Consider the following 21,508-nt stretch of genomic DNA (forward strand, 5'->3'; position numbering starts at 1 on the left):
GTTTTAGTTGTTGGTTTGATACCAACGATTTCAACTTCTTCACCCACTTTGATGATACCGCGTTCAACACGACCAGTTACTACTGTACCACGACCTGAAATTGAGAATACGTCTTCAATTGGTAATAGGAATGGTTTGTCAATATCACGCTCTGGCTCTGGGATGTAGCTGTCTAATGCTTCAGCTAATTCAACAATTTTGTCTTCCCACGCTGCTTCGCCTTCTAATGCTTTAAGCGCTGAACCACGGATAACTGGTGTGTCATCACCTGGGAAATCGTATTGAGATAGAAGTTCACGTACTTCCATTTCAACTAATTCTAATAACTCTTCGTCATCAACCATATCACATTTGTTTAAGAATACGATGATGTAAGGAACACCTACTTGACGACCTAAAAGGATGTGCTCACGAGTTTGTGGCATAGGACCATCAGTTGCTGCTACTACTAAGATAGCACCGTCCATTTGTGCCGCACCAGTGATCATGTTTTTAACATAGTCAGCATGGCCTGGGCAGTCTACGTGCGCATAGTGGCGAGTTGGTGTATCGTATTCAACGTGTGAAGTATTGATGGTGATACCACGTGCTTTTTCTTCTGGTGCGTTATCGATTTGATCGAATGCACGAGCTTGACCGCCGTATTTTTTAGCAAGAACAGAAGTAATTGCTGCAGTTAAAGTTGTTTTACCATGGTCAACGTGGCCGATTGTACCAACGTTAACGTGGGGTTTTGTACGTTCAAATTTTTCTTTAGACATCGATTGTCCCTCAAATGTAATACAAATCGGTGGCGATTCACCACATTAACCAAGTATCATATTTAATATCAACATAATACTAACTTAAAATTAGCTCTGAATAATAACAGATAAAGCTATCTAGTGACAAGCATTAAAAGCAGTCAAATTTGATATTTTTAGAAGTTTAGGAGAATAACAAGAATGGTGCTGATAGGCAGATTTGAACTGCCGACCTCACCCTTACCAAGGGTGCGCTCTACCAACTGAGCTATATCAGCAATTGGAGCGGGCAGCGGGAATCGAACCCGCATCATCAGCTTGGAAGGCTGAGGTAATAGCCATTATACGATGCCCGCATGTTCAAACTCGGCTACCTAAATGCTTCAATTAGCTATTGCTAATATTAGATGATGGTGGTGGGGGAAGGATTCGAACCTTCGAAGTGTGACACGGCAGATTTACAGTCTGCTCCCTTTGGCCGCTCGGGAACCCCACCCCGAATCTTTATAAATTTGTCTACTTAGGAAAATGGTGCCGGCTGCCGGAATCGAACTGGCGACCTACTGATTACAAGTCAGTTGCTCTACCTACTGAGCTAAGCCGGCCTAAGTGCTGCGCATTATGTACTAGAACACTCAACCTTGCAAGCAAAAAAAACAAATTTTATTTTGTTTGATTAAAAAAAAATCAAAAACATAAAAAAGACCTGAAATATGAGCTATTTCAGGTCTTTTTTTAATCAATAAATCAATAAATTAATTTATATTAATTTTTTGAAGTTAGTTTTTTTTTTAGACGTTTGTACACCTTTAGCGGCGGTATTGATAGCAACATCTTCGCTAATATCGCCATTGTCTTGATATGCACGTCCATAATAGGTATCAAGCAAAATTTGTTTTAATTCTGCAATTAAAGGATAACGTGGGTTTGCACCTGTACATTGGTCATCAAAAGCATCAATCGCTAGTTGATCAACTTGTGCTAAGAAAGTATTTTCATCCACGCCAAATTCTTTAATAGAAAATGGAATATCAAGATCTTTTCTTAGTTGATCTAACCAACCAATTAATTTCTCGACTTTCTTTTCATCTTTGTCAGTAGCTAAGGTTAAACCTAAATGATCAGCGATTTCTGCATAACGGCTAATGGCTTTAGGATAACCATATTGACTAAAAGTACCTTGTTTAGTTGGTTTATCCGTTGCATTAAACCGCACCACATTGCTAATTAACATTGCATTAGCCACACCATGAGGAATATGGAATGCAGCACCAATTTTGTGTGCCATAGAGTGACAAACACCTAAAAATGCTTGAGCGAAAGCAACACCAGCTAATGTTGCTGCGCTATGTACTTTCTCTCTGGCAATAGGATTTTTAGCTCCCTCTCTATAACTTGCAGGTAGGTACGTTTTAAGCATGCTTAGCGCTTGCAACGCTTGCCCATCAGAAAACTCACTAGCCATCACAGATACATAAGCTTCTAAAGCATGAGTAACCGCATCATAACCACCGGCGGCACAAAGTGATCTTGGCATGTTCATAACTAAATTAGCATCAACAATAGCCATATGCGGAGTAATTGCATAATCCGCTAATGGATATTTTTGACCAGTTGCGTCATCAGTAACAACAGCAAATGGCGTTACTTCAGAGCCTGTACCCGATGTTGTTGTGACACAAATTAATTTTGCTTTTTGACCCATATTTGGGAAATGGCAAGCACGTTTACGAATATCCATAAAACGTAATGCTAATTCTTCAAATTTTGTTTCAGGGTGCTCATATAAAACCCACATAATTTTAGCCGCATCCATTGGCGAACCGCCACCTAGCGCAATAATCATATCTGGTTGGAATGATTGCATTGAGTCCGTACCCTTACGAACAACGCTTAAAGTGGGATCAGCTTCAACATCAAAGAAAGTTTCACAAATAACACCTTGTGCTTCTAATTGATCAGTGATTTGTTTTGAGTAACCGTTGTTAAATAAAAATTTATCGGTTACCAAAAATACACGTTTTGCGCCTTGCTCAATCACTTCATTTAAAGCAACTTGAAGCGAGCCACGTTTAAAATAGATAGAACTTGGTAATTTGTGCCATAACATATTTTCTGCTCTCTTAGCGATTGTTTTCTTATTGATTAAATGCTTCGGTCCAACATTTTCAGATACCGAGTTACCGCCCCAAGAGCCACACCCTAATGTTAAAGATGGCGCCAAATCAAAGTTATACAAATCACCAATACCGCCATGAGCTGCTGGTTGGTTAATTAAAATACGGCAAGTTTTCATTTTACTACCAAAATAAGCAATACGTTCACGGTTGCTATCTTGATCAGTATAAAGCACAGAAGTATGCCCCATCCCACCCATTTCAACTAATTTTTCCGCTTTATCAACCGCTTCAGAAAAATCTTTAGCTTTAAACATAGCAAGTGTTGGCGAAAGTTTTTCATGAGCAAATGGTTCAGACAAGTCAACCTTATTCACTTCGCCAACAAGTACTTTCGAACCAGCTGGAACTTTGAAGCCGGCCATTTCAGCAATTTTGGTCGCTGGTTGACCAACAATATTAGCATTTAACGCGCCTTTATCGTTTAAGATAATACCTTGTACTGCTTTAGTTTCTTTAGCGTTTAATACATATGCGCCATATTGGGTTAATAAACTGCGCACTTCATCATATACAGAATCAACCACAACAATTGCTTGTTCTGAAGCACAAATCATACCATTATCGAATGTCTTAGACATAAGAACAGAAGCCACAGCACGTTTTAAATCTGCTGTTTCGTCAATAACAACTGGCGTATTACCCGCTCCAACCCCTAATGCTGGTTTGCCTGAGCTGTAAGCTGCTTTTACCATACCCGGACCACCTGTTGCTAAAATAGCCGAGACATCATCGTGATGCATTAACGCATTTGATAACTCAATGGATGGTTCATCAATCCAACCAATAATGTCTTTTGGTGCACCAGCTTTAATTGCGGCATCTAATACAATTCTAGCTGCTTCAATCGTTGATTTTTTTGCTCGAGGATGAGGGGAAAATACAATTGCGTTACGAGTTTTTAAACTAATTAATGATTTAAAAATCGCAGTTGAAGTAGGGTTAGTGGTTGGAACAATTCCACAAATAATACCAAGTGGTTCTGCTATAGTAATAGTACCAAATGGTTCATTTTCAGCCACTATACCACAAGTTTTATCGTGACGGAATTTGTTTAAAATATACTCTGCAGCAAAAAGGTTCTTTATGACTTTATCTTCAACAATTCCCATTCCTGACTCAGCAACTGCCTGTTGTGCTAGTGGGATACGTGCTGCCGCTGCGGCTGTTGCGGCTGCTACAAAGATTTTGTCGACTTGCTCTTGAGTATAAGTTGAATAAGTCTCCTGTGCTTTTTTCACTCGAGCCATTAACTCATTTAACTCATTCATATTAGTTACTGCCATAGATTTCTCCTTGAAATTAAAAAATAAATCGGGATCGTTTGGCGTCTTCCTTGAAACTATTTAATGCTTAAGCATAATAACAAAACGAAATTAGCACTATCCTAAATCAGATTTTTAATTTATACAATAAGATATTAAACAAAAAAGTAGTTTAATAATAGAACAATGATTTTTAAGAAGAGAAAAAAATTGAATAATAAAAATAGCAACAGATAAACAACTATTTCTAATAAAAAATAGTTGTTATTGAAAGTAACTCATATATAAAAAAGAAGCTGTTTGCTTAGTTCAAAATATAAATCATAAATGACATAATCTATTTAATACATAACTCACAGCAACAAAACCAAAAGTTGCTGTGACTGTGGTAATTGCCCCAAATCCTGATTCGCAGTCCATTTTTTTAGGGCCGTCTGCGTCACTTTTGGTAAAACATATTTGCCCATTTTTAGCTGGATAAGTTAGTTGTTCGGTAGAATAAACACATGGAATGGCAAATTTACCTTTACTGTCCTTATTAAGTTTATAATGATTTTTCAATTTTTCGCGTAATTTAGCGGCTAATGGGTCTTGAATTGTTTTTGCTAAATCAGCAATTTTAATTTGAGTAGGATCTTTTTGCCCACCAGCTCCACCGATGGTAATCACCGTTAATTTCTGTCGCTTACAATATGCAAGTACAGCCGCTTTATCATTTACACTATCGATAGCATCAATAATATAGTGATAACGCGGTGATTGTTTTGTGCCCAAATATTCACTGACATTATCTCCATTAATGAAATCATCAATTTCATTCACAACACATTCAGGATTGATTTGTAAAATTCGCTCAGCCATAACCGATGTCTTTGCTTTACCGATATTGGATTTTAATGCATGAATTTGGCGGTTAGTATTTGTAACGCAAACATCATCCATATCAATTAAGGTGATTTGACCAATGCCACTACGCGCTAGCGATTCAGCAACCCAAGAACCCACGCCGCCAATACCAATCACACAAATATGCGCTTGCGAAAAGCATTGTAAAGCTGATTGTCCATAAAGCCGTGCAATGCCACTAAAACGTTGAAGATAAGATTCTGTATTCATAGATAATTCTTGATGATGGTTATACTCAAATATCAGCTTTTTTGAAAACTTTACAAATTATAACTGCAACCCTCTTTTATAAACAAGTTATTAATATGTATTGGTGCTATTATGTTCTTTCAAGAATAAACAACTAAATTTCTAGCTCTCATAAAGATCAACTAAATCATCCCGATGATGCGCAATAAGTAGGATATTATTTGTCATTAATTGTATTCGTTTGAGTTATTAATTTTTCCTACAATAAATAATGTTAACAATAATTAATAGAGAGGAAATAAAGAATGCGCAACCCCAAAAAACTGCTTAATGATCCCAATAATGTAAGGCAAGAAGTCATGCAAGGGTTGATCTATGCTTATCAGGGAAAGCTAACAGCAATTTCAGAGCATTGTGCTGTTTATGGTAACCATATTGCCAATGATCAAGTTGTCATTGTATCAGGCGGTGGCACAGGTCACGAGCCGACTTTTGCTGGTTTTATCGGTAAAGGAGGTATTGATGGCTGTGCACTTGGAGAAGTTTTTACATCACCATCGCCCGATCAAATTATTGAAGTAACCAAAGCTATAGAAAAAGGGAAAGGCGTCCTTTTTTTATATGGCAACTATTCTGGTGATGGCATGAACTTTGATATTTCAGCTGAAATATTAGCAGAAGAAAATATTACAATCAAAACGATTCGAGCAACTGATGACATTGCCTCTGCGCCATTATCTAAGCTTTCTGATCGTCGAGGTGTTGCTGGCCTGATGTTTTTATACAAAATTGCTGGTGCAGCTGCGCAATTTGAAAAATATGATCTTAATAATCTTTATCAAGTAGTATCAAAAGCAAATGGCAATGTCCGTACTATAGGTGTTGCCCTAGATGGATGTGCACTACCCCAATCAAGTCATTTCAATTTTCAATTAGAGGATAACGAGATTGAAATAGGTATTGGTATTCATGGAGAAGCAGGGTTGCGCCGACAAGTGATTACCTCATCTGATCAAGTTGTCAAAGAAATGATAGACAATTTATGTGATGATTTACCTTTTAAAAAAGGCGATCGAGTGTGCGTATTGATTAATAATTTAGGCGCGCTTAGTAACGCCGAGTTGTACATCATAACACGCAAAGTTGGCATTGAACTTGGTATACGAGGCATAATTAGCCACGATGTTGTTGTCGGTCATTTTTGCACATCGCTTGAAATGTCTGGTTTTTCAATTAGCTTATTGAAATTAGATGAAGAATTACGACACCTTTATGATTTACCTTGCCAAACACTAGGATGGAGAAAATAAAAATGAATTTACTACAAGTCCGTAAAATGATGCTATTTACTGCTGAAAAGATGGTCGAAAGCGAGCCAACTTTAACCGCATTAGATCAAGTAGTCGGTGATGGTGATCATGGTATCGGTATCAAACGAGGGTTTGAAGCGATCATTGTGTTACTACAAGACGAGAAATTTCAACCAGCTAATATAGGTGATTTTTTTACACAAATTGGCACAAAGTTAATGATAAGTATGGGCGGAGCTTCTGGCGCTATTTTTGGTACTTTATTTAGAGCGGGCGGAAAAAGTATTACAGGCGTAACAGAGTTTGATTCTGATGTATTATCAAAACTCCTTAACGAAGGTTGGCAGGCAGTCTATCAACGCGGAAAAGCCAAACCAGGGGATAAGACTATGGTTGATGCCTTAGCCGCTAGCGCAACAACCGCAAGTCAATTAACATCTACGAAGTTAATCGATGCGCTACCTAAAATCGCACAATCTGCTATGGAAGGCGCAGAAAAAACGAAACAGATGATCGCTGTATTTGGACGAACTAAAAATTTAGGTGAACGCGCAATTGGTCACATGGATCCGGGAGCGGCTTCAATGGCGTATATCTTAAAATATATGAATGAATATATCCAAACCCAATAAAACAATAAATCCGCCGATATCATCGGCGGACATCATCATCACAATATCGATAAAATAATATTCTAAGTATCATTGATAAAATGTCTAAGTATTCAAACAACATCTAATTTTTTAATATAAAATTTTTTACTGATTCACTATTTTTCTATTAATTGACTAGGGGCTGTTGATCTTTGCTGTACATAAATTACTCAACAATACATTGGCAGCCACATTAACATAAATGCCAGTGATACCATACTGGCATAATTCCTTTCTAACTTATCGTATCTAGTTGATATTGAACGATATTGCTTGATTCTAGCAAAGGCATTCTCGACTAAATGACGATAGCGATAAAGGCACCTATCCATACTGCTTTTATCTATATCCTTACCATAATTACGTTTAGCAATCACCGTTCGTCCGCCTTTTTGACGAACAAAGCACCGAAAAGGCTCGCTGTCATAACCTTTATCGGCTATCACTGTATTCACTTCATCGAGCTTTTCAACTAGGTTTTCTGCATAAGTGATATCATGTCGTTGTCCTTCAGAAAGCTCAAAAAAAATAGGCAAACCACCACTATCAACCGCAAGATGAATTTTAGTTGAATGACCGCCACAGCTCTGACCTATTTGCTCGGAATGCTCCGTTGCAGCGCCTGTACTATGTTGATGAGCCCTGATAATCGAGCCATCTAGGAACACCCATTCAAAATCCGCTAGTTGTGATAAATGTTTGAAAATATCAACTAATATTCCTTTTTAGACCACAAATTAAATCGCCTATAGACGGTGCTCCATCCACCAAATTCTTCTGGCAAATCTCGCCAAGGAATACCGGTTCTCATTCGGAAAAGGATCCCTTCAAACGTCATCCGATGCTCGGATTTATTATAAACTCGGCCGGTATTTTTCATTATTTGTAGTAGCTTTTCCCACCGTTTATCTGTTAGCATTGTTCTTGGCATGATGAATCGAGTTAGGGTTGTTTTTTGCAGAATTATTATAACTCACATCATGCCGTCTAAAAAACAATCACGAAAGATCAATACACCCTAATTATTTGAATTATTTTTGATGGAAAGTTGTAACTAATTTTCCATCCGCTTTAGCAACTACAAAAAGTAAAAACTGAATTCTAAATTGTACCGAATTCAGTCTTAAAAAAGGATAAAAAAGTCATTTATTTTTAGCAAAGAAAATCCCGACTATAACAATAAATATTCCTAGAATCTCTTGGAGAGATAGATTTTCATGAAAAAGAATATAAGCATATAATGCGGAAATAACAGGCTGCATAAGAACTAATATTGATGCAAGGCTAGCAGATATTTTTCCTAGAATATAGCTAAGGCCACCTTGCCCTAGTATTTGGGAAAAAATAGCTAACCCAATAAGAGGCCATAGTTCTCTCCAACTTGTAGGGTAACTAACTCCCTCCATAATTAAACTGGCTAATAAAAGGACAACAACTGAGCCAAAGGCACTATAATACATAACTTGTACGCTAGATACTCTAGTTCTTACTTTGTAAACAATGAGTAAAAATAAGGCATAAAAAATAGATGTCATAAATGCAAGAAAATCACCAAAGACATTTCCTTCGTTAGTATTTTGTTTACCGGTGATCAGGATAAAAAGCCCTAATAAAGCTAAAAACAATCCTAGTAAAAATTTTTTTGATATTTTTTCTTTATATAAAAAATAGCAGGCCGGCACTATACTAAAAGGGACTAAATTTGCTAATAAATTTGCATTTGCGACTGTCGTATATGAGAAAGATATATTCCACAGTATTAAATCCCCTGCTAGAAATCCTCCAGAAATATAGAGTAAAAGTTTATCTTTACAGATCACTTTATTCCTTTTTTCTATTTTAAAAAAAGGATATAGTATTGGAATGCTAAACAGTACCCTATAAAAACCTGTACTAATAGGTCCTAATTCACTTAATTTGACAAAGATCCCTCCAGTGGCTAAAAATGACACAAAGAGTAATGTAAGGAAAAAATATAAATATCTCATTGAACGGCTACCTTAATATATTGTTTAGTATTTTTTATTGTTACAATGTGTAACTATCCCCTAAAATAGTACAGCAAAAAAGTAGAAAATTCTCTATGATAAAAGTAAAGGGGATTTAATTATGAAAAAAATGACTGACCATCAAATCGTCGCTATTTTAAAAGAAGCTGAAGCGGGTATTCCCGTTAAAGAACTGTGCCGTAAATAGGGCATGGGTAATTCAACTTTCTATAAATGGCGTGATAAATACGGTGGTATGAAAACCTCTGATATTAAACGTTTAAAGGAGCTTGAGGCCGAAAACCGTAAACTTAAACAGATGTTTGCCGAACTGAGCTTAAAATCCCAGCTTCAGGAAGAAATCATAAAAAAGCTTTAGTGCCAACTGGGGCACGTAAAACGTGGGCACAGCAACTACAACAAAATCATTCAGTTACTATTGCTATGAGTTGTGCCATTGTTGGCTTAAGCTGTTGTGCTTACTATTATCAACCTAAGTTACAGGATGATTCGGTGATTGTTTCGGTGTTGAATGCTATCACAGACCGGCATTTACGCTGGGGCTTTCCTAAATGCTTTAATCGTATCAGAAAGCTCGGCTATAAATGGAATCATAAGCGTGTTTATCGGGTGTATTGTGAGTTAAAACTTAATATTAGAGCTAAACGTAAAAAACGTACCCCCCAACGAACACCAGAAAAGCTATTGGTTCCTAATAAACAATGTGAATGTTGGTCAATGGATTTTATGAGTGATAGTAGCTGTAATCAACGTCGCTTTAGGACATTCAATGTCATCGATGACTTTAATCGTGAGGCGTTAGGTATTGATATTGCAGTAAGCTTACCGGCAGGGAGAGTTACCCGTTACTTAGATAAACTGGCTGAATACCATGGCTATCCATTAAAAATACACGTCGATAATGGACCAGAATTTACAGGAAAAACCTTTATAAACTGGGCTAAATCACATGATATAGCCATTGATTATATAGCGCCCGGTAGCCCATATCAAAACGGGTACATTGAACGATTTAATCGCACCTATCGTACTGAAGTACTCGATTTATATCTTTTTAACAACTTAGCACAAGCAAGGAGAATAACCGAAGAATGGTTAACGATTTATAACACCGAAAGACCGCATGAGGCATTAAATAACATGACACCGCTCGAATATAAAACATTAAAACAGGCAGCTTAATTTTCTACGTAAGTTGTGTACTAAGTTTGGGGTATTTACAAAGTGAACACTTATTTGTTAAAACGTCCCATAGCCATCGTATTAATCAAAAATTCACCAAACCCGCCTGCCCACAAACGAATGGGAAAGCCGAAAGAGTGATACGAACTTTGAATTGCGATGTGGTATAATCAGCATATATTTAGCGATTCACAAGATAGAAAACAAAAACTGAAACGCTTTATTAATTTTTATAATACCGTTAAACCGCATAAAGCGATTTCAGGGAAAACGCCTTATGAGTTTTTAGAGGATTATTTTAACCATGAAGTGTAAACAACTCGGCGTTTTCCTACAATTAACGTATTAAAATAAATAGACTAAAAATTATTTTTTAAATTTAATTTGTGAAGGATAGGCCCAACGCTGTAACTCCTCTGACGGAAATCCACCCGGATCTTTACCGCCATTAATCAGTAAAGCGTGATAGTATATTTCAGCCATTTCTTCAATATATGCAGCTTTTAATACAGCTTCATAAGGATCTTTGTCTACGGCAATAGCACCATGCTTTTCCATTAAAATGGCATCAGCTCGTTTTATGGGTTCTATAACGCTATTTGAAAGGTCTGGTGTACCCGGTCTCCCATAGGGTGCAACAGGGATCACAGCATCTTTTAAATTAAGAATTGCACACTCATAAACAACGGCTGGAATAGGTTTTGCTAATACAGCAAATGATGTTGCAAAAATAGAATGCGTGTGTGAAATAGCAAAAACATCTGGACGAGCTTTATAAATCTCAAGATGCATTAAACACTCACTGGTTGGTCTTAATCCTGAATCGGCTTCAATAACATTTGCATCCAGATCCATTACAACAATATCCCGTATTGTTAATAATTTTTTATCAATTGTTGTAGGAGTGACAAGAACATATCCTGTCTCTTTATCTCGTACGCTAGAATTACCCGCTTTATGTTTGCATAGTCCCCACTCACTTGATTTTTTAGCCATATCGACAACATATTGTTTTTGTATCTCTAACATTTTATAGCTCCTATTTTGACAAGTTATTTATTGATAATTGGCAAACAATTCCCAGATTTCATTGCTATTTTTGGCATTTCGTATGCGAGTTGCGCCTTCGTGAAACTCTAATAATTCATTCAATTGAGCAAGTGCTTTAAGATGTTTTTGTGGATTATTTGTTGCTAAAACAACAATTAAATCAGCCTGCATATAACCGCAAATATTGATTCTTTCCGATAGCTTAAGTAATGACATAGCGACTTTATTCACACCATCATCAATACCTGCATGAGCAATAATTAGCCCATCTACCAGCATAATGTAAGGTTGTTCAAATTGGATTTTGTTAACCATTCTTTCAAGGTAGCAACTTTCTATGGATTGGTCGTTTAACAGCGGTTGTGCAGCTAAAGCCAATGCACTTTCCCATGTTATATCCCTCTTTTGTGTAATATTGATATGCTCTTTTTCCATTAAATCAGCAAGTGAAGGAGGCTCTTGGTGCGTTATTCGCACAGGGTTATCATGCACTTCATCGTTATAAAGATAAGTGGTTAATTCTTTTTGTAATGCTTTTTGATCTTTGATAAAGCTGTATTTTTCGATAATTAACATAAGCTCTTCAACCTGAATTATGCTAGGATCAATACCTTGTAAAGCCCGAATAACTTGATTACGAAAAGCATTTTTATGGAAATTATTGAGTGAAGGATTAACAATAAATAACAATTTATCAGTAAGTAAATGTGAAGTTGAAAAAATAATATCGTAATAGTGGTTATATTTCTCAAACTCACGTTTAGACATAGCATCAGAAAAATGCAATTCAGGAAGTAGTATTTGTAACGTCAAATAAAGATAAGTTGAAACCGTTGCACTATTTTCACAAACAAAAATCGCTACTTTTTTAGTTTTAATTTGATTAATTAAACCTTCGCGAGTTAACCAACCACCAAATAATACGGTAATAAAAGCGACCTCTTCATCGGGTATATTACAATGTAAAATTTTTTCGAAAGGGAAAATGACTTTTCTTACCATTTCATGTAAATGACCAAACTCTTGCAATACGATGTCATACACACTATTAATATTGGTAATGTGATACCGAATACGGTAATAAGCAGGTTTCCAATGCTGATAGATACGCTCAATGAGCTCACTTTTATCTTGAAAGGTAATGCAACTAATTTGTTCGAAACTATCAACAACTTCAACAACACTTTCTAATAATACCGCATCTAAATGAAAATATTTATCAGATAGCGTTTGTATATTAGAACTTTGAACTAACACCATTAAAAAAATTTGCTCATTAAGATCACAAATACCGAATCGTTCAATGAGTTTTTTCAATAATTGAAAATCACGACTATTGGCTACTTCAGTATAGTTGTCTGGCAAAAGCGCAATTTTTTTATCGGTTTCTATGCGCTGTAACATAAAACAAATAAAGTAAGTTAGCTCTTGCAACTGCTCATCAGTAAAAACAATTTTTAATTTCTTTTCTATTTCGCTAAATACCTGTCCTACTTGTTCTAAGCGGCCTTGGGTAATAATCTCATTTTCTCTAAAAATTTTGTCAGCTATTGGCATACTAATAATTCGACGAATTAATTTTAGCAACAAATAACGTTTGTCAATTTCATTACCGATAATACGATAACCATTCTCGCGGTCATAGTTGATTTGTAAATGATATTGAACAATCATTGCTTGTACTTTTTTGATATCATTGATAACGGTGTTTTGACTGACAGTAAGCGATGAAGAAAGATGTATTAACGACATCCTTTCCGTTCTAATTAACAGAAAAAAGAGTAGTAAATGAACTCGTTCATCTTCAGAATAAATATAACGTCCAATAGCAAGCGATACGGGCTCATCTCTAAAGGTTTCGATCACTAATTTAGGAACACTAAACTTACCAGTTTTAAATCGTTTAATTAATTCAAGATTAGATGATTCAAGAAAGTTATTAATTTTCTTAATGGTATAACTAAGCTGTTTACGAGTTAACCCAAATTTAGATTGAAGTTCAACGCCACTAATATTGGGATTATGAACTAATGTTTTTAAAATGGCATGAATTCGCTTATCGATAACCATATCATAACTACCTTATTGTTCATTGTCTGATGGTAACTAACATTACCATCAGGTGTACTTTAAAATATGTTCAACGAATACGTTAGCGTCCATTTATTCATTATTTCGCTATGTCTTGTATAGCTTCTTTGCGCAATTCTCGTGCATAAAAGAAATAACCTATACACCAATAAATAGCTAAAATTAATGGAACAAAATAGCCTTGCAAACATTGCCAAATAAATGAAAAAGCATAGGTAAAAACAGGTGCATCGATAGAACTATTTGAAATTAACTGATTAGATGGAATATCAATCGCTTTAGTTGTTAATCCTAAATCAGTAATGATTGGTGCAAATTGAGTTCCAACAAATAAGAAGAAAGGAACTCCAATAATGGCTAAAATCACCATTCTTAATGTGTTACCTTTAGTTAAGATATAAGCAGGAACAATAAGTGCCACATTGATAATACCCGCAAAAGGAAGAATTTTATTACCAGGTAAAATAACGGCCCAAATTAAGGTAAAAGGAATCGCAACTATTACGGTAAACCAAATTTCGCTTGAACCACCCATAAACGGCCAATCCAAACCAACAAATAATTTACGTCCAGCAAAACGTTTATTCATATAATCACTAATTGCTTCAGAAATTGGTGATAGTGCTTGCATAAATAACTTAGAAATCATTGGGAATAACATAAGCGCAGTTGCAGCTTGCACACCAAGCATTAAGATAGCTGCAACATCATAACCAGCAATAATCCCAAAAGTTGCTCCTAATAAAAAACCAATTACATGATTTTCAGCAAAAACGCCAATTTTTGAACGTAATGCTGCTGCATCCATCGGTTTATTTAACATCGGTATTTTGCGCAGAAGCAAATCAAATGGATAATAAATTGCACTGAAAAATAGCATCCTATGAGTACAAGTTACACCTGGAATACCCGTTAGTTTTTCTATTCGATGTTGATTAATATCACCAGAATTAAGCTCTAATATGATCTGAAAAGTAGCTGTAATAAAAGCAAAGACCAAAGCCATAATCGATCCTAAGATTGGCGTGGCGACAGCGGTGACAATAAAAGCGGTAAAAATTTTCCCCCACACATTCCATAAGTCAGCATTAAAGGTATCGGTTTTTTTTAGTACTAACATTAAAATATTAATACCCACTTGCAAAGGGAACATAAGAAAAGCATACGGCCAAGCCCAAGATACGTTTGCCATGGTAGTCCAGCCGCCATCAATAATGCTTAGTTCAATCCCTGTTCGTTCCATCATGGTTTGTGCAGCTGAACCAATAGCACTAACCATAAAGCCAATCAACATACTCATGCCAACAAATGCAACACCCAACGTAATTGCTGCTGAAGCGGCATCGCTAAATTTCATGCGCACAATTAAACCCGCAATTAACATAATGAACGGCACAAAAACTGGCGCACCTAAATTTAAAATATAATTTACAATTGTTCCGAGAAAATCCATATTTGTGCTCCTATTTACAGGCATCGATAATTTTTTGTAATTCCGCTTCCATATTTATTCCTGTTAGAAAGGCAATACCATTGATGACGGGAATAGGATACTGTTTTTCAATTTTAGTTATTGCAATGTAAGCTGCACTATTTTTGATGTGAGTATCTACAGATTTAAGATCAACAACTTCTACTTTTATCTCATCAAGCTTTCGCTCTTTTAGTAAACGAGTGACCTTACTTGCGACAGTTTGTGATGTAGCAACTCCACTGCCACATGCAACAATAACTTTTTTCATAATGCCTCCTTATAAATTTATATTCGATGTCAATAATGTAAAAACTTCATGCGTTGTTTTTGCGTGATAAAGTGCTTTCAAAAAAACGGGATTTACAAAGCAGGACATCAATGTTTGTAATAAATCAATATGCCCATTTTTTTGATTAAAGCCGAGTAAAAAAACAAAATTAGCTTTTAATAAGTTGTCATTGTTTGCCATTTCATACCATGGAATTGTTCCTTTAGCTCGAATAAAGAAGATAAATGGCCTAATAACATGTTCAACATCGGTATGTGGCATTGCTACCACATAAGGTTCTGTTGGTAATGCGGTAGGGAATAAAGACTCTCGTTGTTTAATTGCGTCTAAAAAGGAATGATTTACATAACCACCACTTTTTAAAATAGGAAAAGTAAAATCAAAAAATTGATTAGTATCTTGAAAGTTTTTATCTAAAAGAATCAAATCTTCAAAAAACATGTGATTGTTAGATTCATTTCCCATTTCATCCTCCCTCATTATGTGATTAGCAAACATCTAAAATATTGCGTATTTGCTATTGCTCGAATTAAAGCAGCATTAATTTAATATCATCAATTGTAGGGAATTAAGATAAAAGAGACGAATGGATTTGATGCCAAATAATATCCATGAAATTGCGCATCATAGGGAGAGTTCAATAGCCACGATTTGTTAAAAAATAGCTCGCCGCAAACGGTAAAAAAATTTTTAGATAATGGATTTATTGCAAGGCCAATTAAAGCCTTTGGATATTAATGATAATCGCTATATCTTAATTGTTAATAGGCGTGGAGCATCAGGTGGTGAATAAAAGCTTAACCTTACGGTAAAGCGTAAAGAGCGTATTGCTAAACGAAGCGCTGAAATGCGCTACCATACATTCAAATTGATAGGTTGAAGGAAAAAGGAATGAATCTAGAAATAATGAAGATGTTATTGAAGAAACGCGTTTTGCCATTGCTAAGTAAGTTTAGCATTAAAAGTTTAATACTCTGCCAGCTTTAGTGCAGGCAGAGTAGGGGTATCAATTATTTAAAATTAATCTATTAGTTTTTAAATGAATGAATTGGAGCAGGTATTCTTCCACCACGGCGAATAAAATCACATGAGCTAAAGTTATTTACTGGCATGATGGGCGCATGACCTAGTAAGCCACCAAATTCAATGTTATCGCCTACTTTTAAACCGACAGCAGGAATAATTCGAACTGCTGTTGTTTTATGATTAATCACCCCTATTGCTGCTTCATCAGCAATGATTGCCGAAATGGTTTCAGCTGGCGTATCGCCTGGAATAGCAATCATATCTAGTCCAACAGAACAAACACAAGTCATTGCTTCTAGTTTTTCAAGATTCAGAGCGCCATTATTTACCGCATCAATCATACCCGCATCTTCTGAAACAGGAATAAAGGCTCCGCTTAAACCACCCACATGACCACATGCCATGACGCCGCCTTTTTTTACTGCATCATTGAGCATAGCTAATGCTGCGGTTGTACCATGAGTGCCAACTGCTTCTAGCCCCATTTCTTCTAAAATATGGGCAACTGAATCACCAATTGCAGGGGTTGGAGCTAACGATAAATCGACGATGCCAAATTTAACGCCTAAGCGCTCAGAAGCCTCTTTACCAACGAGTTGCCCCATACGAGTAATTTTAAATGCTGTTTTTTTTATGGTTTCAGCAACAACGTCAAAAGGTTGCCCTTTGACTTTTTCAAGCGCACGCTTAACAACACCTGGGCCACTCACACCCACATTGATGACGCAATCAGCTTCACCTACGCCATGAAAAGCGCCTGCCATAAATGGATTATCTTCAACGGCATTGGCAAATACAACTAACTTCGCACATGCCATACTGCTGTTATCGGCAGTTAATTGTGCTGCTTGTTTAATAATATGCCCCATTTGCTTGACTGCATCCATATTGATTCCTGTTTGTGTAGAACCAACATTCACTGATGCGCAAACGCGTTCTGTTTGTGCAAGTGCTTGTGGAATTGAATTAATTAAAATTTCATCACCTTTGTGATAACCTTTTTGTACCAGTGCCGAAAATCCGCCAATAAAGTTAACACCAACAGCTTTAGCGGCTTCATCAAGTGTTTTGGCAAATGCAACATAATCTTTATCATCGCTTGCACCAGCAATTAACGATATGGGTGTGACAGAAATACGCTTATTGATAATGGGAATGCCAAATTCTGAGGTAATCTCCTCACCGACTTTTACCAAATGTTTAGCTAACAGCGTAATTTTGTTATAAATTTTTTGACGTGCTTTCTCGCCATCGCTATCAATACAATCAAGGAGAGAAATACCCATGGTTATTGTGCGAATATCAAGCTTTTCTTCCTCAATCATTTTAATGGTTTCGAGGATCTGTTTTGTTTCCATTAGTACTATCCTTTTATACAAAAATAGAGAATTGATATTACAAACGATGCATAGCATCAAAAATTTCTTCTCGTTGAATGTTGACTTTAACTTTTAGTTTTTCACCGGTTTGCGTCAATGTCGTTTTTACCTCATCAAAGGCCACATTGATTTTAGATAAGTCAAGCAACATAATCATCGTAAAATACTCATCCATAATTGTTTGGCTGACATCTAAAATATTAATATCTAATTCATATAATTTCTGACTAATACCGGCAATAATGCCGGTTTGATCTTTACCAATGACGGTTAAAATGGTTTTCATAACTCTCTCCGCACAAAATTCAGACAGTTAAATAATATTTATTGAGCTAGTTATAATAGCATCTTCAAAAATTATCTAAATAGGAGTAGATTGTTTTTTTCATTACATTAAAAAACGATCACAATAAAAAAGAAAGGGCGATATTATGGTAAATTTCCAAAAATCAAACAAATTGGATCACGTTTGTTACGATATTCGTGGACCAATTCTTGAGCATGCTAAAAGGCTAGAAGAAGAAGGTCAAACAATCCTTAAACTTAATATTGGAAATCCCGCCCCTTTTGGCTTTGCAGCTCCTGATGAATTGTTAGTTGATGTCATTAGAAATTTACCTTCTTCACAAGGATATTGTGACTCAAAAGGTCTTTACTCTGCTCGCAAAGCAATTATGCAACATTATCAAGCCAGAGGTATTAACAGTTTAGATGTTGAAGATATTTACATTGGCAACGGCGTATCGGAATTAATCGTCCAGTCTATGCAAGCATTGCTTAATAGTGGTGATGAAATTCTGGTACCTATGCCTGACTATCCACTATGGACTGCGGCAGTGAGTTTATCGGGCGGAAATGCGGTTCATTACTTGTGCGATGAAGAAGCAAATTGGTCACCAGATTTAGATGATATCAAACAAAAAATTACACCTAGAACAAAAGGCATTGTAATTATCAATCCCAATAACCCAACTGGTGCTGTTTATAGTAAAGAAATATTGCTTGAGGTTGCTGAAATCGCCCGTCAAAATAATCTGATTATTTTCGCTGATGAAATTTACGACAAAATTTTATATGATGATGCCGTACATCATTCAATTGCTGCATTGGCGCCTGATTTATTTGTTATTACGATGAGCGGTTTATCAAAAACATATCGAGTTGCGGGATTTAGACAAGGATGGATGGCACTTTGTGGTCCTAAGCATCACGTAAAAGGCTATATTGAAGGTCTAAATATGCTTGCTTCCATGCGCTTATGCGCCAATGTACCATTACAACATGCGATTCAAGGGGCTCTTGGTGGGTATCAAAGTATCAATGAATTTATTGTGCCAGGTGGTCGCTTATATGAGCAATGTATGTTGGCGTGGCGCCTACTGAACGATATTCCGGGTGTTTCATGTACTAAGCCACAAGGTGCTTTGTATTTATTTCCCAAATTAGATCAGAAAAAATTTAACATCCATAATGATCAAAAATTGGTATTAGACTTTTTGTTACAGGAAAAAGTGTTACTTGTACAAGGAACCGGTTTTAATTGGCATAAGCCAGATCACGTTAGAATTGTTGCTTTACCATATTTAGGCGACCTTGAAGATGCAATTGGACGATTTGCTAAATTCTTATCTTCTTATAAACAATAAAAAAGTCATTGTTAAACGATTATTGTTAAAAGGCTATTGTTAAACCTTTGCTTGTTGGTTGATGGATTTTACAATAAATTCATCACCAAATCATTGCTATCAAAAACAATCAATTAGATATAAAAAAAGCGCCATGGATGACGCTTTCATAATGCAATCACAGAACTTATTTTTTTAACTCTGCAAGTTTTTTACGAATATTATCTGCACGCGCTGTTGAAGACGGATGGCTACTTAAGATTGAAGCATCACCACCACCTAACTTATCAAATGCCGTTGCAAGACCAGCTGGATTGATTTTCTTCTTAACTAAATAATCGAAAGAATAGTTATCCGCATCTTGTTCTTGTTTTTGTGAGAACTGAGCATTAATCACTGCTGATGCTAAAGCACCTAATTTAGATTTAGATAATGAAGCTATTTTTGCATTACCTGATGATGCTGCTGCATCAAGTGCCATTTCTGTTGCATAAGCTACTTGTATAGCTTTTTTACTATGACCTAAAGCAACGTGACCTAATTCGTGACCTAAAACACCTTGAATTTCGTTATCAGTCATCATGTCCATTAAACCACTGTAAACACGAACACAACCATTAGCCATTGCCCATGCATTAACATCTTTTGTGATGTATACTTTATAGTTAATAGGTGTTCCATTTAAATTATTACCGAGTGATTTAGCGATTTTATTTAATCGTTTAGTATAAGCACTATTTTTAGGTGCAATTCTAGATTCGGCATCCATTTGAGCACATGATTGTTGACTTAATGCTTTCACATCATTATCACTTAGAGTAGCAGCTTTTAAACCTTTCATGCCAAGACTAGCTAAGTCATCTGCGCCCATGTTTTTACAACCAACTAGCGACATTGCAGCAACTAAAGGAAGTGCAACTAGCAATGTTTTTTGATGTTTTTTCATATTATTTTCCTTATATTTAAATATAACTTGTAATCGGCTAACATCTGTTAGACCGTTTGAATTTTAACGCAACTATTATAATAATCAACAAATAATTACTTGCTTAGACATAATGAGAGCTTTAGACTAATGCCTCATTTTTTGAGGAATACAATTATGCAGCTATCAGATTTTGACTTCTCGCTTCCAAAAGAGCTCATTGCCAAACACCCTTCAGCAACCAGAAGTGCATGTCGACTGCTATCTCTTGATAGTCGTACAGGTAAAATTGAAGATCAGGTATTTACTGATATTATCGATAAAATTAATCCAGGTGATTTATTGATTTTTAATAACACTAAAGTGATTCCTGCTCGTTTGTATGGGAAAAAAACATCTGGAGGTAAAATAGAAATATTAATCGAAAGATTACTAGATGGTAATCGTGCTCTTGCGCATATTAAAGCCTCAAAATCACCAAAAGAAGGAACTGAGTTAATATTAGGTGAAAATGAACACATTAATGTGACCATGATAGCCCGCCACGATGCTTTATTTGAATTACAATTCCCTGATGATGTGCTCAGTATTTTGAATAAAATTGGTCATATTCCTTTACCACCTTACATCGATCGTCCTGACAACGAACAGGATCGTGAAGTTTATCAAACAGTCTATAGTAAAGTGCCTGGCGCGGTTGCCGCACCTACAGCAGGTCTTCATTTCGATAAACCTTTATTAGAAAAATTAAAACAAAAAGGCGTTGAAATGGCTTTTGTTACTTTACATGTTGGAGCGGGAACATTTCAGCCTGTTAGAGTTGAAAATATTGAGGCACATATTATGCATTCAGAATATGCTCAAGTCCCCGATTCGGTTGTCGATGCCGTATTAGCATGCAAAGCCAGAAACAATAAAGTGATCGCAGTAGGGACTACATCGGTTCGTGCTTTAGAAAGTGCCGCACAAAAGACAGGAAAAATCGCTCCTTTTTTTGACGATACCCAAATTTTTATTTATCCAGGCTATCAGTTTAAGGTTATTGACTCACTTATCACAAATTTTCACCTACCGGAATCAACTTTGATTATGCTTGTTTCTGCTTTTGCTGGTTACGAAAATACCATGAATGCTTATCAGCATGCAGTTAAAGAAAACTATCGTTTTTTTAGCTACGGCGATGCTATGTTTATTTCGGCTTCGTGATAATAAATC

Annotated in this window: 18 protein-coding genes, 4 tRNA genes and 1 pseudogene; 6 read left to right on the forward strand and 17 right to left on the reverse strand. The window is 36.1% G+C overall.

Annotated elements, in window-relative coordinates; all coding sequences use genetic code 11:
* From A9G47_RS03375 to tcdA, 7 genes are all read right to left on the reverse strand, one after another.
* Positions 1-761: elongation factor Tu (locus A9G47_RS03375; RefSeq protein ID WP_141674804.1), on the reverse strand; the 761-nt coding region annotated here is incomplete at its 3' end.
* A gap of 184 nt (positions 762-945) precedes the next feature.
* A tRNA-Thr gene (locus tag A9G47_RS03380) sits at positions 946-1,021 on the reverse strand.
* 3 nt (positions 1,022-1,024) lie between these two features.
* Positions 1,025-1,099, reverse strand: a tRNA-Gly gene (locus tag A9G47_RS03385).
* A 55-nt stretch (positions 1,100-1,154) separates the two neighbouring features.
* A tRNA-Tyr gene (locus A9G47_RS03390) sits at positions 1,155-1,239 on the reverse strand.
* Positions 1,240-1,272: 33 nt separating this feature from the next.
* Positions 1,273-1,348 (reverse strand) — tRNA-Thr (locus A9G47_RS03395).
* Positions 1,349-1,503: 155 nt separating this feature from the next.
* Complete coding sequence (adhE, locus tag A9G47_RS03400) at positions 1,504-4,206, reverse strand: bifunctional acetaldehyde-CoA/alcohol dehydrogenase (protein WP_065642168.1); 2,703 nt, start codon at positions 4,204-4,206, stop codon at positions 1,504-1,506.
* A gap of 300 nt (positions 4,207-4,506) precedes the next feature.
* Positions 4,507-5,301: a tRNA cyclic N6-threonylcarbamoyladenosine(37) synthase TcdA gene (gene tcdA, locus A9G47_RS03405; protein ID WP_065642169.1), complete on the reverse strand. Its 795-nt coding sequence runs from the start codon at positions 5,299-5,301 to the stop codon at positions 4,507-4,509.
* A gap of 284 nt (positions 5,302-5,585) precedes the next feature.
* Between tcdA and A9G47_RS03410 the strand changes: the two genes are divergently transcribed.
* Positions 5,586-6,590: a dihydroxyacetone kinase subunit DhaK gene (locus tag A9G47_RS03410; protein WP_065589021.1), complete on the forward strand. Its 1,005-nt coding sequence runs from the start codon at positions 5,586-5,588 to the stop codon at positions 6,588-6,590.
* Positions 6,591-6,592: 2 nt separating this feature from the next.
* Positions 6,593-7,222 carry a dihydroxyacetone kinase subunit DhaL gene (dhaL, locus tag A9G47_RS03415; RefSeq protein WP_065642170.1) on the forward strand — a complete coding sequence of 210 codons (630 nt, stop codon included), beginning with the start codon at positions 6,593-6,595 and terminating at the stop codon, positions 7,220-7,222.
* Between the two features lie 191 nt (positions 7,223-7,413).
* On the opposite strand, the gene A9G47_RS03420 is transcribed toward dhaL, so the two are convergent.
* A protein-coding gene (locus tag A9G47_RS03420; RefSeq protein ID WP_141674805.1) for an IS5 family transposase occupies positions 7,414-8,174 on the reverse strand; the annotation gives its coding sequence in 2 pieces (ribosomal slippage) (positions 7,414-7,970 and positions 7,970-8,174; 762 coding nt in all).
* A gap of 211 nt (positions 8,175-8,385) precedes the next feature.
* On the reverse strand, positions 8,386-9,231 hold the full coding sequence (locus A9G47_RS03425; protein ID WP_065566497.1) for a DMT family transporter: 846 nt from the start codon (positions 9,229-9,231) through the stop codon (positions 8,386-8,388).
* A 121-nt stretch (positions 9,232-9,352) separates the two neighbouring features.
* On the opposite strand from A9G47_RS03425, the pseudogene A9G47_RS03435 reads away from it, so the two are divergent.
* Both A9G47_RS03435 and A9G47_RS14850 read left to right on the forward strand, forming a co-directional pair.
* Positions 9,353-10,434 (forward strand): annotated as a pseudogene (locus tag A9G47_RS03435) (IS3 family transposase).
* 159 nt (positions 10,435-10,593) lie between these two features.
* Positions 10,594-10,749 (forward strand): integrase core domain-containing protein, encoded by a 156-nt coding sequence (locus A9G47_RS14850; RefSeq protein WP_141673618.1) that lies wholly within the window; start codon positions 10,594-10,596, stop codon positions 10,747-10,749.
* Positions 10,750-10,800: 51 nt separating this feature from the next.
* On the opposite strand, the gene A9G47_RS03445 is transcribed toward A9G47_RS14850, so the two are convergent.
* From A9G47_RS03445 to A9G47_RS03475, 7 genes are all read right to left on the reverse strand, one after another.
* Positions 10,801-11,463, reverse strand: coding sequence for a class II aldolase/adducin family protein (locus A9G47_RS03445; RefSeq protein WP_065642171.1), 663 nt, complete (start codon positions 11,461-11,463; stop codon positions 10,801-10,803).
* Between the two features lie 27 nt (positions 11,464-11,490).
* The gene (locus A9G47_RS03450) at positions 11,491-13,554 is read right to left on the reverse strand and encodes a BglG family transcription antiterminator (protein WP_065642172.1); all 2,064 of its coding nucleotides are present in this window, start codon (positions 13,552-13,554) and stop codon (positions 11,491-11,493) included.
* A gap of 100 nt (positions 13,555-13,654) precedes the next feature.
* Positions 13,655-15,028 carry a PTS galactitol transporter subunit IIC gene (locus A9G47_RS03455; protein WP_065642173.1) on the reverse strand — a complete coding sequence of 458 codons (1,374 nt, stop codon included), beginning with the start codon at positions 15,026-15,028 and terminating at the stop codon, positions 13,655-13,657.
* Positions 15,029-15,038: 10 nt separating this feature from the next.
* Positions 15,039-15,317 carry a PTS sugar transporter subunit IIB gene (locus A9G47_RS03460; protein WP_065579786.1) on the reverse strand — a complete coding sequence of 93 codons (279 nt, stop codon included), beginning with the start codon at positions 15,315-15,317 and terminating at the stop codon, positions 15,039-15,041.
* Between the two features lie 9 nt (positions 15,318-15,326).
* Positions 15,327-15,803, reverse strand: coding sequence for a PTS sugar transporter subunit IIA (locus tag A9G47_RS03465; RefSeq protein ID WP_065566502.1), 477 nt, complete (start codon positions 15,801-15,803; stop codon positions 15,327-15,329).
* Between the two features lie 563 nt (positions 15,804-16,366).
* Complete coding sequence (locus tag A9G47_RS03470; protein WP_065566503.1) at positions 16,367-17,722, reverse strand: PFL family protein; 1,356 nt, start codon at positions 17,720-17,722, stop codon at positions 16,367-16,369.
* A gap of 37 nt (positions 17,723-17,759) precedes the next feature.
* A complete protein-coding gene (locus tag A9G47_RS03475; protein ID WP_065566504.1) occupies positions 17,760-18,029 on the reverse strand; it encodes an ACT domain-containing protein in 270 nt (89 codons plus the stop codon).
* 145 nt (positions 18,030-18,174) lie between these two features.
* Between A9G47_RS03475 and A9G47_RS03480 the strand changes: the two genes are divergently transcribed.
* Positions 18,175-19,389 (forward strand): pyridoxal phosphate-dependent aminotransferase, encoded by a 1,215-nt coding sequence (locus A9G47_RS03480; RefSeq protein ID WP_065566505.1) that lies wholly within the window; start codon positions 18,175-18,177, stop codon positions 19,387-19,389.
* Between the two features lie 166 nt (positions 19,390-19,555).
* Here the strand turns inward: A9G47_RS03480 and A9G47_RS03485 are convergent, their stop codons facing one another.
* A complete protein-coding gene (locus A9G47_RS03485; RefSeq protein WP_065566506.1) occupies positions 19,556-20,314 on the reverse strand; it encodes a M48 family metallopeptidase in 759 nt (252 codons plus the stop codon).
* 156 nt (positions 20,315-20,470) lie between these two features.
* Between A9G47_RS03485 and queA the strand changes: the two genes are divergently transcribed.
* Positions 20,471-21,499, forward strand: coding sequence for a tRNA preQ1(34) S-adenosylmethionine ribosyltransferase-isomerase QueA (queA, locus tag A9G47_RS03490; protein ID WP_065566507.1), 1,029 nt, complete (start codon positions 20,471-20,473; stop codon positions 21,497-21,499).
* Positions 21,500-21,508: the final 9 nt, after the last annotated feature.

The organism is Gilliamella sp. WF3-4 (assembly GCF_001690275.1).
Classification (GTDB): Bacteria; Pseudomonadota; Gammaproteobacteria; order Enterobacterales; family Orbaceae; genus Gilliamella; species Gilliamella apicola_C.